We start from the raw sequence: 12,192 nt of genomic DNA on the forward strand, positions 1-12,192 counted from the left end.
GGCCGCCCGGTGTCCGCGGTAGCGGGGTTGTCAGGTCAGCTGACCGAGGCGCGGATGCGCTCGTACTCCTCGCGGGGGACCTCGGGCGCGTCCTTGTTGCCGAGGTCGTTCATGTGCACCCGGTAGGTCTCCCGGGCCGAGAACGCGGCGAGGGCGGCGATGATCCCGATGCCGGTGGTGATGCTCCCGACGATCAGGGGCACGTTCGACCCACCCGGAGCGATGATCGCGTACAGGGTCGGCAGGAACGCCGTGATCATGGTGCCCAGGTTCTGCGAGACCGCGAACGCCGTCACGCGGGTCCTGGTCGGGAACAGCTCCTGGTAGAAGGACGGGAACACCGCGTTGTAGAACTGGTAGACGACGCCCCACATCAGAACGGCGAAGACGAAGGTCATCAGCACGTTGTTCTGGCTGATGAAGTACAGGTAGACGAAGGACAGCGGCGTCGAGCCGAGCGCGCCGGCGATGATGCACGGCCGCCGGCCGATCTTGTCCGACAGGTTGCCGATGAACGGGATGATCGCCACGGCGACGGCGTTGCCGACGACCGAGACCCACAGATACATCGCCGTGCTCATACCGATGCCGTACTCGTCCTCATTGGTGGCGTACGCCGCACCGAAGACGGTGGCCGCCAGCGGCACAGCGTTCATCAGCGCCATGCAGACCACCCGCAGCATGTCCGGGCCGCTCTCCTTGACCGCCTGGACGATCGGGGCCTTGGGCACCGTGCCGTGCTCGGCCTCCTCCACGAAGGCGGGAGTCTCGTCGACCTTCTTGCGGATGATGTAGCCGGCGTAGACGACCACGGCGCTGAGCAGGAACGGGATCCGCCAGCCCCACGAGAGGAAGGCACCCTCGGACATGATCGCGGCCAGGGGCAGGAACACCGCAGCCGCGAGGATCTGCCCCGCCTGAACCCCTTGCAGGGTGAAGCTGGCGTAGAAACCGCGCCGCCCGAACGGTGCGTGCTCCACGATCATCGCGCTGGCGCCGGAGATCTCCCCACCCACGGCGAACCCCTGGATGAGACGAGTGATCACCAGCAGCGTGGGCGCGAGGATGCCGACCTGCTCGTACGTGGGCAGCAGTGCGACGCCGAACGTCGCCACACCCATCAGCAGCATGCACAGCACCAGCACGTTCTTGCGGCCGTGGGTGTCGCCCCAGTGACCGAGCACGAAAGCGCCGATGGGGCGGGCGACGTAGCCGACGCCGAATGTCGCCAGCGAGGCCACGACCGCAACCTGTGGGTCGTCCGGGTTGAAGAAGACCGTCGGGAACACCAGCGCGGCGGCCTGGGCGTAGATGAAGAAGTCGTAGTACTCGAGCGCGCTGCCCGCCCACCCACTGGCCGCTGCCTTCTTCGGCGTCTTCGCATGTTCCGTGGGCTCATGGGAGCCGGCCGGCTCAACGATCTCGTCCTGCACAGGGACCTCCTCAAGGCGGAACACCGCATGGGGCGGCGCAATGTGGTCAGTGCAGCGGTCGGCCCACCGCACGGCAACCGGTCGGGCGGCTGTTTCCGCTGAACGGCAAGCCGCACGTCGCGGGGCGGGACCGGATGGCCCCGATGGTGGGCTCAGGTCACGAGGAGGCGGGATGGCCCCGCGCATCCATCGCGCTGGGTGGCGGCACACGTCCGGTTGCGAGGTGGCGCGCCACGCGCGCGGCCCGGTCCACGCGCGGCCGCAGCCGCCTGCGGGCTACCCGCGCCGGGAGCAACGGCGGCGACCGACGGCCGGCCGCCGGCCGCACCCTGCTTCTCGCCCTCCCGGGCCGTCTGGTCGAGGTGCGCGGGTCGAGGGACGTCGCGGAGGCGTCTCATCGGAACCCGGGTGGTCACATCCTGGTTCGCAGCAGCAGGTTGGCGACCCCGAACAGCGCACCGACGGCCGTGAGGAACCACCCGAAGGCCGCCACGTCGCCTCCCGACCTCGACAGCGCGAGGTACAGGCCGATCAGGACGACGAGTCCACTGATGACGAGCGCCACGTTCGCCTGGAGCTGCATACCGAACGTTAACGCGACGGGAGAGCGGACCGGCCGAGCGCCGTTCAGTGGAACGAACCCGCCGACGGCAGCGCCGGCCGGCGTCCTGTCATCCCGCTCGCTCGGACGCCGATTGCTGCATCGGCAGGGACGCCGGTTGCGCAGCGGGTGTGACGCTCGGGGCATCGCGGTCCGCGCGCACGTCCCGCCGAAGCTCACCGGCCTGCTCGTGGGCCTGCTCGAAGGTGATGATGCGGTGGCCGCGATTCTTGGTGAACACCAGCGCGCGCAGCCAGGTGTAGAGCGTGCCGAGCCGGTTGCCCCAGCCGATCAGGTACAGCACATGGATGAAGCCCCACATGACGTAGGCGAGGAAACCGGTGACCTTCATGCTGAACGCGTCGGCCACCGCGGACTTGTAACCGATGGTGGCCATGCTGCCCTTGTCGAAGTACTTGAACGGTTCGATCCTCTGGTCACCGGACAGTCGGGCCTTGATGAGCTTCCCGACGTACTTGCCCTCCTGCATCGCCGGTTGCGCGATGCCGGGAAGCCCGTTCAGGGACACCATGTCGCCGATGGCGAAGACCTCGGGATGCCCAGGCAGCGAGCAGTCGGGCCCGACCTCGATACGGCCCGCGCGGTCGGTGGTGGCGCCGCTGCTGGCTGCCAGCAGCTTCGCCAGCGGTGAGGCGGCCACGCCCGCGGCCCAGATACGGGTACGGGTGCGGATCGTCTCCTCGCCGTCCGAACCCTTGACGGTCACCGAGTGCTCGTCCATCCCGACCGCCAGCGTGCCGGTGCGGATCTCCACCCCCATCTTCTCCAGGCGCTTGTGCGTGTACGCCTGCAGCTTGGGAGCGAAGGGGGGCAGCACCGAGGGCGCGCCCTCCAGCAGCAGGATCCGCGCCTCCCGCGTGTTGATCGACCGGTAGTCCTGCGGCAGCACGGTGTGCGCGAGCTCGGCCACCTGCCCGACGAGCTCGACGCCGGTCGGCCCGGCGCCGATCACCACGAACGTCAGCCACTCGGCCCGCTCGGCTGGATCGGTCGACAGCTCGGCCATCTCGAACGCGGACAGGATGCGGTCGCGCAGGTGCCGCGCGTCCTCGATCGTCTTCATCCCCGGAGCGAACTCGGCGAACTCGTCGCGACCGAAGTACGAGTGCGTGGCGCCGGCCGCGACGACCAGCGAGTCGTAGGGCAGCTCCAGCGGCCGGCCGTCGGGCCCCTCCGCGTGCACCACCCGCCGGTCGAGGTCGAGATCGTGCACATCGGCGAGGAGCGCCCGGGCGTTGGTCTGCTTCTTGATGACGCTCCGCAGGGCGGGCGCGATCAGGCCGGGCGGCAGGATGCCCGCCGCCACCTGGTAGAGCAGCGGCTGGAACAGGTGGTGGTTGGTCCGGTCCACGACGGTCACGTCGACGTCGGCGTGCTGCAGGGCACGGACCGCGTTCAGACCGCCGAACCCGCCGCCGACCACCACGACGCGATGCCGATGCGCCGGCTCGGGCGCCGATGTCGCTGCCGATGTCGCTGTCTCGCGGAGCTCGCTCACGGGACCACCTCCGGTGTCTCGTCCGCCGACCACAGGAAGACCCCGTCCGGTCGTCTGGTCCGTCGCAGGACACGCCGCACCTCGTGGTAGGCGAGGTAGGCGAGGATCTCAGCGATCACGAAGTGCCGCTGCGCTCCGGTCAGCGGCGCGGCGCCGAACAGGTCGGTCGTCAGCTCGAAGACGGTCCGCGGGCGGCTCTCGACGAGATCGCGCACCTGCGTCAGCCGCTTCCGCTTTCCCGCCGCGATCGACTCCGCACGCCGGGCGCCGTCGCGGAAGGGCGTCCCGTGGCCGGGCAGGACCAGCTCGGGCCCGAGGTCGCGCACCCGGTCCAGCGACGACAGGTAGGACCCCATCGGGTCGCGTTCGAACCCTCGCTCGAACGTCACCGGCGGGGACACCACCTGCAGGAGGTGGTCACCGGAGCACAGCAGTCGCTCGTCGGCGTCCCAGAGGCAGACGTGACCCGGTGAGTGCCCGGGCGTGTGCACGACCTCCCAGGTCCGGCCGCCCGTCGCGAAGCGCTCGCCGCCGTTCAGAAGGCGGGACGGCCGGCCCACCGACGGCATGAGGGGCAGCCAGTCCCGCAGCCCCTCCGAGCTCGCTGTCAGTTCCGGGCCGTAGAGGCCGTGGTCGGCGAGCATGAGCATGCGGCGATCGACGGCCTCGTCCGGGTCGGCGTACTTCTCGAGGTCGAGTTCGGTACGGCGGTGCATCCACAGCTCCCCGCCGCTGCGACGCACCACTTCCCCCGCCAGACCGAAGTGGTCGATGTGGGCGTGGGTCACGACGAGCCGTTCGAGCCGGTCGAGCGAGCTCCCCACGGCGGCCAGCGCGGCGCTGACCGCCGCAGTCCCGTCCGGCCCCGGGTCGCCGCCGTCCACACCCGCGGCGATGCCGCAGTCGACCAGGGTGTCGCCGTCGTCGCCACGGAGCAGGTAGGCGCTCACGGTCGGGACGCCGTGGATGCCCAGGGGCAGTGCCAGCCGGTACACCCCGTCGGCGACCTCGGCGGCCTCGATCCCGGCCATTCCCGCTGCTGCGCTCCGGACCCCGGCCGGCACCCGGGTCAGTCCTTCACCTGGGACACCGCGCGGAGCTCGTCGGGGGTGGGCGTCCCGTAGCCGAAGAACTCCAGATAGGCCGGGATCTGCTCGAAGAGCATGTCCTTGCCGACCTGCACCTGGCACCCCTTGTCCAGGGCGGCGCGCAGGAACGGCGTGATCTCCTGCTTCATGACCACCTCGCCGACGAAGGTGGTCGGCGCGATCCGGTCGACGTCCATCGGCAGCGGATCGTCGTCGTTCATGCCGAGCGGGGTGGCGTTCACGACCAGGTCGTACCCCTCCGGGTCCTTCGAGCCGGTCCGGATCTCCATGTTCGGATAGGCCGCCACGAGCCGCTCCCCCAGTGCCTCCGATGCCGCGTCGTTGGGGTCGAACAGCCCCATCATCCCGACGCCGGCGGCGCCCAGGGACGCCGCGATCGGCGAGCCGACGCCCCCGTTGCCCACGACGAGTGCCCGCTTGCCCGTGAGGTCGAGGCCCTTGCGGAGCACACCGCGCACGAAGCCCTCGCCGTCGAACTGGTCGCCGAGGAGGCTGCCGTCCTCGCGCAGCAGCACGGCGTTGGCCGCGCCGGCCACGACGGCCGTGGGCGAGAGCTCGTCGACCAGTTCCATCGTGGTCACCTTGTGCGGCATCGTCACCAGCGCACCGTGGATGTTGCTCATCTTGAACAGGTACGGGAAGAACTCCCGGTACTCCTCGGCCTTGACGCCCATCGGTACGACGACCGCGTCGATGTCGTTCTTCTCGAACCAGGGGTTGTAGATCATCGGCGACTTGAACGCGAACGTCGGATAGCCCAGGTGGGCGATGAGGGTCGTCTTCCCGCTGATCATGAGCGCTCCTCCGGTGGACGCCGTGGCGTGGCGCGGTGCGAGCCCACGCCGTTCCCGCCAGCATCGTGGTCCTGGCCTGTGGACGGCGGGCGACCTTCCTGCCCAGCGGGAACGCGGACTGTTCCCCCGCCCCCGCGGGAGACCATGCACGGACCGGCAGGACGCGGAACGACGCCCCTCGGGGGCGCCGGCAGGAGGAGGATCATGGCCCGAAGAGTCGGTGTCGTCGGCGGCGGCATCATGGGGTCCGGGATCGCGGAGGTCGCCGCGCGAGCCGGGCACGAGGTGCTCGTCCGCGAGGTCGACGACGCTGCCGCGGAGCGCGCGCAGGCGCGGCTGACCCAGTCGCTGGGCCGGGCCGTGCGCGGCGGGAAGTTCACCGAGGCCGACCGGGACGCCGCACTGGCCCGCCTGTCCTTCACCACCGAGCTCGCGGACCTGGCCGACCGGGACGTCGTCGTCGAGGCCGTGGTCGAGGAGGAGAGGGAGAAGTCGGCCGTGTTCACCGCCCTCGGAGGGATCGTCGCACCGGACTGCCTGCTGGCGAGCAACACGTCGTCCATCCCGATCATGAAGCTGGCGTCGGTGACCACCCACCCGGAGCGGGTCATCGGCCTGCACTTCTTCAACCCGGTACCGGTGCTGCCGCTCGTCGAGGTGGTGCCGAGCCTGCTCACCGCACCGGAGACCGTGCGGCGCGCCGAGGAGTTCGCCGAGGGCCTGGGCAAGCACACCGTGCTCTGCAAGGACCGCGCCGGCTTCGTGGTCAACGCCCTGCTGATCCCCTTCCTGCTCGCCGCGATCCGCATGGTCGAGTCCGGCTTCGCGAGCCCCGAGGACGTCGACACCGCGATGGTGGCCGGCTGCGCGCACCCGATGGGTCCCCTGGCCCTGGCCGACCTGATCGGCCTGGACACCACGCACGCGGTCGCCTGCTCCATGTACGCGGAGTTCAAGGAGCCGCTGTACGCCGCGCCGCCGCTGCTGCTGCGCATGGTGGAGGCCGGACTGCTCGGCCGGAAGAGCGGGCGCGGGTTCTTCGAGTATGCAGCCCCTCCGGTGCACGCCACCGCCTGACCGCCCTGCTCCCCCCGGGCCGACCGACGCAGACGCGCCCCGCCACCGGGCTTTCGTGGCGGGGCGCGTGTCCGCGGGGGTCAGCTCTTCAGTTGGTTCTTCACCGCGCCCAGGAACACCTCGGAGCTCTCCCGGACGAAGTTCGCGTGCGTGGCCGCCAGCGTCGTCGCCCAGTCCTGTCCGGTGCCCTTGGCGGCCTGCTCCTCGAGGTCGAGCATCTGCTTGAGCACCCGCTCGTAGCCCTCGAGGAACGTCAGGCCGTTCTTCTTCGCCTGGGCGACCACCTGCTCGCTGAGGTCACGTACGCGCTGCGTCACGGCCTCCAGGTCGACCCCGCCCGCGGGTGTGCTGTCCGTCGATGTCATGGAAGTGACTCCTCTCGTCGGGTGTCCTGCGCCCCCACGGATGCGGAGGTCTGCTCACGGTCGGGCGTGGTATCCCACCGCGCCACGGCCATGCCGGTGATCCACGGATACACCGGCTCGTAGGCCAACGTCCGCGGCCGGACGGGGTCCACGGCTCCGGCCACCGCCAGCCAGCTGCGGATCTCGTGCGCGCCGTTCCCGGCGAGTTCCAGTTCGTCGTCCGGGATGTCGAGCACCTGGTCGAGCTCGCCCCGCTCGAGGCGCTCGAGGAACCAGCGGTCGAAGTCCTCGGCGATGTCACCGACCCGCGGGTTGCCGATCCAGTGCGAGAGGCCGCCGGCGCCGATGACGGCCACCCGCTGCAGACCCGAATACGACCGGATGGCGTCGCCCAGCGCCTTGCCGAACTCGTAGGCCCGCCGGACCGGCACCAGCGGCGGCACCGCACAGTTCTGCACGATCGGGACGAGCGGGATCTTCATGCTGTGGTCGAGCTCGTAGTAGACCGTCATGATCCCGTGGTCGAGCTCCAGCTGGTGGGAGAACGCCGGGTCGAAGCCTGCTTCGAGCGTGTGCCGGGCGATGTGGTTGGCCAGCCCGGCGTGCCCGGGAACCCACACCTTGTCGATCGGCAGCCACTCCTCGGTGGGGCCCCAGTTCTTCTCACCCAGGCCGATGCACAGCTGCGGGAAGTTCTCCAGGAAGAAGTTCGTGTAGTGCTCGTTGGAGAGGACGACGCAGGCCTGCACCCCGCGTTCGACGGCCTCCTCCCGGACGGCGTCCAGCGCGCCGAAGAAGTTGTTGCGCTGTTCCTCCGGTGCCGCCATCCGCGCCGACGACATCATCGGCGCGTGCGAGGCGCAGTACGCCAGGACTACTTCTGCCACCGGGCCTTCCTCTCTTCCTTCTGTCCGAACGGCTCGAGGATCTTCCGGTAGTCGTCGCGCGCGAACCCGGCCGCCCGGCAGAAACGATTGAGCAGGACCTCGTGCAGCCCGAGGTTGTAGAGGGCCGCGATGTCGCGGTTCTCGAACGCCTTGCGTTCGTCGTCGGTCAGTTCGTAGGCGCTGACGTCGAATCCGGCGCGACCGTCGCCGGAGTCCTCGCTGTTGACCTCCCCGGCGCGAACCCAGTCGTAGATGCAGCGGTGCATCTGATACCAGCTCATGGCTCCTCCTCGCGCTCCGGACGGAGATTGGCACGGCGGAACGCCGGCGCCCATGGCGTGGCGGCCACGTTCCGGCCAGTGAGAAGGGGGTGTCCGCACTCCGCTCCCGCGGAAGACAGTGACCGGAGCCGATCGTGCGGAAGCTGGGAGAGCCCATGAGCGTCAACGTCGTACGGAGCGCGCCGGAGCACGTGGCCACCTCCGACATCGGGGCGCTCGACGTCCACGCCCACGCGATGCCACTCCCCCTGCTGCAGCGGCTGGCCGACCGCGGACTCGCCGAACTCGACGAGGTGCCCACCGGGATCGTGCGGCTCGACCCGCGGGTCAGCGGCGTCGGCCCCCGCGCTCCGCTGCCGCTGGCCAGGTCCATGTACGACGTCGACGTGCGCCTGTCGGAGATGGACGAGGTCGGCGTGCACCGGCATGCGGTGTCGCTCCCCCCGTTCCTGTTCGCATCGACGGCGGAGGACCAGGAGCTGGCCACGCGGGTCGTGGCCGAGGGCAACGAGGATCTGGCGACCTACGTCGCGGACGCCCCGGAGCGGCTGCTCGGGCTCGGCTCGGTCGCGCTGGGGTGGCCCGGTGCCGCCGACGAGGCCCGCAGGGCTCTCGACGACCTCGGGTTGGCGGGCATCGCCATCGGGAGCCGCGGCGGCGGACGCGACCTGGACGATCCGGTCAACGACGACCTGTGGGCGCTGCTCTCCGAGCGCCGGACGTTCGTCTTCCTGCACCCGAGCGGGGTCCCCGATCCGCAACGGCAGAAGGACTTCTGGCTGCCACAGCTCGTCGGCTACCCGATGGAGACCGCGCTGGCCGTCGCCCGTCTGGTGTTCGGGCGGGTGCTGGATCGTTTTCCGCTGACGCTGTGCCTGGCCCACGGCGGGGGCTGCCTGCCGTCGCTGCGTGGCCGGCTCGACATGGGCTGGGAACGCAAGGACGTGGCGCGGACCACCGCGGTGCCGCCGAGCGAGTTCACCGATCGGCTGTACTACGACACCGCCGTGTTCTCGCCGGTGCTGTTGCGTCGCCTCGTCGAGGACGTCGGTGTCGGGCACGTGCTGCTCGGCACCGATCACCCGTTCGAGCTCGGCGACCGCACCCCGATCGAGACCGTCCGGGCCCTCGGACTCGACGAGACCGACGAGCGCAGCATCCTCGGCGGCAACGCCGCGGAGCTGCTGGCCCTGCCGGTGCCGTCCTGACCGCCCGCGCCGGGGCCACGGCGGAGTAGCCGGCGATCCCACCCGGTACGTCGCGTCCTCCCTCGTCGGCGCCCGGGCCGGGCACCGACGCCGGCCCGAGCGCCGCGTCCCGCATGTCACGGGACCTGCCCGCCGCGGGGAACGAGCCGGACCGCTACTGCCCGGACGCCCCCGGCGGGGGCCGCCACATCGCGACCATCGTCTTCTCCAGGTCCGCCCACGTGCGCGTCCACTCCACGAACGGCCGCACGCTCGCCTCGAGCGTCCCCAGCTGCTCGTCGAAGCTCTGGAGCTGGGTGATCAGGGCCTGCACCTGGGTGCGGCGGGCCGCGAGGTCGTCCAGGAAGGTGTCCATCTGCTGGGCCGACATCGTCGCCGGCATCGTCGGCAGGCCGGGCACCGCGGCCGTCCCGCCGCCCCCGGCACCCACCCCGGCCATCGACGTCCAGCCCGCCATCATCCGGTCGGCGGCCGCCCGGAGCTGGCCCGCGAAATCGGCGGGGGTCGGCGGTCCGCTCCGGCCGGCCTCGCTCACGTCTCCGCCCACATCATGCCGAGCAGCTCGATCCGCCACTCGCTGTACTCCTCGGGCTCGCTCGTCGTCGACGCGGCGCCGGAACTGCGGCCCAGCGCCGTCAGGGCGATCTCCTTGGCCGTCGCACCGGACCCGAGAGTGCAGATCCGCAGCCCGTTGGCGGCGTCGGCCTGCGCGGCCCGGCCGAGGATGCGGACCAGCGCCGCGCGGGCCGCCACGTCGTCCTCCGTCGACACGTCCTGCGGGAGCACCCCCGTGACGAACGTCAGGCGGGAGTCGGGCTTGAGCGCGGGCAGCGCGGCGGCCACGGCGGGGAAGCGGGCGAGCACACCCTCGGCGAAGAAGTGGTGCACCCGGGTGACCGCCGTGTCGCCCTGCACCGTGAAGGTCGCGGGGAGCTGGATGTACCCCTCGAAGGCAGCGGCCCCGGCGTCGGTGCACACCCGGGGTACATCGTCGATGTCGGCCACCTCCACGACCTCGACGTCGTGCTCACGCAGGACGGCGGCCACGTCGGAGACCAGACCGGCGATGCCGGACACCAGGTAGCGGGGCATGTGCTTCCTCTCGGTTTCAGCTGCGCCGGGGCGGCGCGTAGAGCCAATCCTGTAGCAGGCGCGCGGCCCGCGGCATGACGAGCCACGTCATGAGGGCGGTCACCGCGACGGCCACGACAGCGACGCGCAGGACCACCGGCAGGGCGAACAGCTGCAGCGCCAGGTTGAGGGCCAGTTGCAGGGAGTAGATCCCGACCACCGACACGGCGAACATCTTCCACCGCGGGGGTGCCGGGGCGGTTCGGGACGGCAGGGCGAACCAGGTCTCGAGCCCGGTCACCCGCTGGACGTCGGTGGACTGCACGAGCTCCTCTCCCGCGGCGAGCAGCTCTGCGCGTTCGGGTGAGGACTCCCAGGCCCGCAAGTGCTCGACGCTGTCGAACCGGAAAACGACGTGCCACGGTTCACCGACGTGTCCCGGGCGAAGCATGCCCGCGCCGAGGAAGCCCTGGTGCCGGGTCGCGGCTCGCGTGAGCGCCGAGCTGAACGCCTCGAAGTCGGCCTCCCTGCCCGGCGCGACGCGGCGGGCGACCGTCACGGTCACCGGTTCCCGCAGGGGGGCCGGCCGCTCGGCCATGTCAGCCCACCTCCGCCTCCCAGTCCCGCTGCTCGAGGGAGTCGCGCAGGTGCATGAGGAACAGCGAGGCCGTCGAGCCGTCGAGCGCCCGGTGGTCGTAGACCAGACCGATGATCCCGGTCGGGTGGATCGCGATGGCGTCCCCGATCGCGACCGGTCGCCGCTTCACGCCGTCGGTGCACAGGATCGCGACGTTGGGCTGGTTGATGATCGGGGCCGAGGCGTAGCTGGCGAACGGTCCCGGGTTCGTGATGGTGAACGTCGAGCCCTGCATGTCCGTCATGGGCAGCTTCTTGCCCCGCGCCGCGCCGGCCAGTTCGGTGATGCGCTGGGCGATGCCCCGCATGTTCAGGCCGTCGGCTCCCTTGACGACCGGCACGACGAGGCCCTGCTGGTCCAGGTCCACGGCGATGCCCAGGTTCACGTACGGGTGCAGCGTCATGGTCTTCGCCTCGATGTCGATCGAGGAGTTGACCGTGGGGTAGGCACGCAGGGCGTCGACCGCGGCCCGGGACACGAACGGCAGGTAGGACAGCGACGACCCGGTCTCCTTCTTGAACCGGTCCTTGTGCTTGGCGCGCACGCGCTCGACGTTGTCGAAGTCGACCTCGACCGACGTCCACACGGCCGCGGCGATGCCCTGCGAGGCCTTCATCCCCGCCGCGACGGCGAGGCGCATGCGGGACAGCTCGACGACCTGGTCGCGCGGGTCGCCGCCCGCGGCGGGCGCCGCGGGGCGGGGCGTGGCGGCGGCGGCGGGCGCGGTCGCCGAGCAGGAGCCGACCGAGGATGAGCGCGTCGCGCCGCGGCTGTTCAGCCTGGAACGCGGTGGCGTGGAGCCGACCCCGATCGAGCAGCGGAACGGACGCGCGCTGCGGCTGGTCTGGCTATGGTTCGGCGCCAACGGATCCGCCCTCAGCGTCACCGTCGGCGCGCTGCTGCTCGCGAGCGGGATGAGCCTCCGACAGGGGGTCGTCGCGTCGCTCGTGGGCGTGGGGCTGTCGTTCCTTCCCCTCGGGCTCGGCACGCTCGCCGGAAAGCGCAGCGGCATGCCGACGATGGTCATCTCCCGCGCAACGTTCGGGCTGCTCGGCAACGTGCTGCCGGCCGTGCTCGCCGTGGTCACGCGGCTGTTCTGGGGGGCAGCCTTCCTCTGGCTGCTCGCCACCACCACGCTCGGCATCCTGGGCGATGCGGTGTCGGAAGAGACGCGGCCGTTCGCCTATCTCGGCACGCTGGCTCTCGGGAT

Annotated in this window: 15 protein-coding genes; 3 read left to right on the plus strand and 12 right to left on the minus strand. The window is 70.9% G+C overall.

The window, feature by feature from the left end; genetic code table 11:
* Nucleotides 1-35 precede the first annotated feature (35 nt).
* The 5 genes from E4P39_RS06805 to E4P39_RS06820 all read right to left on the minus strand — a co-directional run bounded on the left by E4P39_RS06805 (nt 36) and on the right by E4P39_RS06820 (nt 5,456).
* Nucleotides 36-1,433 carry an MFS transporter gene (locus tag E4P39_RS06805; protein ID WP_135135615.1) on the minus strand — a complete coding sequence of 466 codons (1,398 nt, stop codon included), beginning with the start codon at nt 1,431-1,433 and terminating at the stop codon, nt 36-38.
* Between the two features lie 412 nt (nt 1,434-1,845).
* Entirely contained in the window at nt 1,846-2,016 is a 171-nt protein-coding gene (locus tag E4P39_RS22210) for a hypothetical protein (RefSeq protein WP_167761659.1), read from the minus strand.
* 88 nt (nt 2,017-2,104) lie between these two features.
* The gene (locus tag E4P39_RS06810; RefSeq protein WP_135135616.1) at nt 2,105-3,553 is read right to left on the minus strand and encodes an NAD(P)/FAD-dependent oxidoreductase; all 1,449 of its coding nucleotides are present in this window, start codon (nt 3,551-3,553) and stop codon (nt 2,105-2,107) included.
* On the minus strand, nt 3,550-4,584 hold the full coding sequence (locus E4P39_RS06815) for an MBL fold metallo-hydrolase (protein ID WP_135135617.1): 1,035 nt from the start codon (nt 4,582-4,584) through the stop codon (nt 3,550-3,552). The genes E4P39_RS06810 and E4P39_RS06815 overlap by 4 nt, the downstream gene beginning before the upstream one ends.
* A 38-nt stretch (nt 4,585-4,622) precedes the next feature.
* Complete coding sequence (locus E4P39_RS06820; protein ID WP_135135618.1) at nt 4,623-5,456, minus strand: shikimate dehydrogenase; 834 nt, start codon at nt 5,454-5,456, stop codon at nt 4,623-4,625.
* Between the two features lie 204 nt (nt 5,457-5,660).
* Between E4P39_RS06820 and E4P39_RS06825 the strand changes: the two genes are divergently transcribed.
* A complete protein-coding gene (locus E4P39_RS06825; protein ID WP_135135619.1) occupies nt 5,661-6,533 on the plus strand; it encodes a 3-hydroxybutyryl-CoA dehydrogenase in 873 nt (290 codons plus the stop codon).
* 80 nt (nt 6,534-6,613) lie between these two features.
* Here E4P39_RS06825 and E4P39_RS06830 read toward each other — a convergent pair whose 3' ends face one another.
* The 3 genes from E4P39_RS06830 to E4P39_RS22220 are packed head-to-tail and all read right to left on the minus strand — an operon-like array spanning nt 6,614 to nt 8,066.
* Nucleotides 6,614-6,898, minus strand: a complete 285-nt coding sequence (locus tag E4P39_RS06830; RefSeq protein ID WP_135135620.1) for a hypothetical protein — start codon at nt 6,896-6,898, stop codon at nt 6,614-6,616.
* Complete coding sequence (locus E4P39_RS22215) at nt 6,895-7,785, minus strand: 2,3-dihydroxyphenylpropionate 1,2-dioxygenase (protein WP_167761661.1); 891 nt, start codon at nt 7,783-7,785, stop codon at nt 6,895-6,897. Before E4P39_RS22215 ends, E4P39_RS06830 begins: the two co-directional genes overlap by 4 nt.
* Nucleotides 7,773-8,066, minus strand: a complete 294-nt coding sequence (locus E4P39_RS22220) for a hypothetical protein (RefSeq protein ID WP_167761662.1) — start codon at nt 8,064-8,066, stop codon at nt 7,773-7,775. Before E4P39_RS22220 ends, E4P39_RS22215 begins: the two co-directional genes overlap by 13 nt.
* Before the next feature lie 155 nt (nt 8,067-8,221).
* Between E4P39_RS22220 and E4P39_RS06840 the strand changes: the two genes are divergently transcribed.
* Entirely contained in the window at nt 8,222-9,274 is a 1,053-nt protein-coding gene (locus tag E4P39_RS06840) for an amidohydrolase family protein (protein WP_135135622.1), read from the plus strand.
* A gap of 154 nt (nt 9,275-9,428) precedes the next feature.
* Here E4P39_RS06840 and E4P39_RS06845 read toward each other — a convergent pair whose 3' ends face one another.
* The 4 genes from E4P39_RS06845 to E4P39_RS06860 are packed head-to-tail and all read right to left on the minus strand — an operon-like array spanning nt 9,429 to nt 11,793.
* Nucleotides 9,429-9,809: a hypothetical protein gene (locus E4P39_RS06845; RefSeq protein WP_135135623.1), complete on the minus strand. Its 381-nt coding sequence runs from the start codon at nt 9,807-9,809 to the stop codon at nt 9,429-9,431.
* Nucleotides 9,806-10,366 (minus strand): hypothetical protein, encoded by a 561-nt coding sequence (locus E4P39_RS06850; protein ID WP_135135624.1) that lies wholly within the window; start codon nt 10,364-10,366, stop codon nt 9,806-9,808. The genes E4P39_RS06845 and E4P39_RS06850 overlap by 4 nt, the downstream gene beginning before the upstream one ends.
* Nucleotides 10,367-10,382: 16 nt before the next feature.
* Nucleotides 10,383-10,943 (minus strand): antibiotic biosynthesis monooxygenase, encoded by a 561-nt coding sequence (locus tag E4P39_RS06855; protein ID WP_135135625.1) that lies wholly within the window; start codon nt 10,941-10,943, stop codon nt 10,383-10,385.
* 1 nt (nt 10,944) lies between these two features.
* A complete protein-coding gene (locus E4P39_RS06860; RefSeq protein WP_280790824.1) occupies nt 10,945-11,793 on the minus strand; it encodes a 2-oxo acid dehydrogenase subunit E2 in 849 nt (282 codons plus the stop codon).
* Between E4P39_RS06860 and E4P39_RS06865 the strand changes: the two genes are divergently transcribed.
* A partial coding sequence (locus tag E4P39_RS06865; RefSeq protein WP_209306395.1) for a cytosine permease occupies nt 11,687-12,192 on the plus strand: 506 nt, incomplete at its 3' end. The two genes, E4P39_RS06860 and E4P39_RS06865, sit on opposite strands and share 107 nt — an antisense overlap.

This window comes from Blastococcus sp. CT_GayMR19, assembly GCF_004570385.1.
GTDB lineage: Bacteria > Actinomycetota > Actinomycetes > Mycobacteriales > Geodermatophilaceae > Blastococcus_B.

Coding starts and splice junctions, on each gene's coding strand:
- E4P39_RS22210 (WP_167761659.1), bottom strand. CDS start 2,016: ATGCAGCTCCAGGCGAACGTGGCGCTCGTCATCAGTGGACTCGTCGTC.
- E4P39_RS06815 (WP_135135617.1), bottom strand. CDS start 4,584: ATGGCCGGGATCGAGGCCGCCGAGGTCGCCGACGGGGTGTACCGGCTG.
- E4P39_RS06820 (WP_135135618.1), bottom strand. CDS start 5,456: ATGATCAGCGGGAAGACGACCCTCATCGCCCACCTGGGCTATCCGACG.
- E4P39_RS06825 (WP_135135619.1), top strand. CDS start 5,661: ATGGCCCGAAGAGTCGGTGTCGTCGGCGGCGGCATCATGGGGTCCGGG.
- E4P39_RS06830 (WP_135135620.1), bottom strand. CDS start 6,898: ATGACATCGACGGACAGCACACCCGCGGGCGGGGTCGACCTGGAGGCC.
- E4P39_RS22220 (WP_167761662.1), bottom strand. CDS start 8,066: ATGAGCTGGTATCAGATGCACCGCTGCATCTACGACTGGGTTCGCGCC.
- E4P39_RS06840 (WP_135135622.1), top strand. CDS start 8,222: ATGAGCGTCAACGTCGTACGGAGCGCGCCGGAGCACGTGGCCACCTCC.
- E4P39_RS06850 (WP_135135624.1), bottom strand. CDS start 10,366: ATGCCCCGCTACCTGGTGTCCGGCATCGCCGGTCTGGTCTCCGACGTG.
- E4P39_RS06855 (WP_135135625.1), bottom strand. CDS start 10,943: ATGGCCGAGCGGCCGGCCCCCCTGCGGGAACCGGTGACCGTGACGGTC.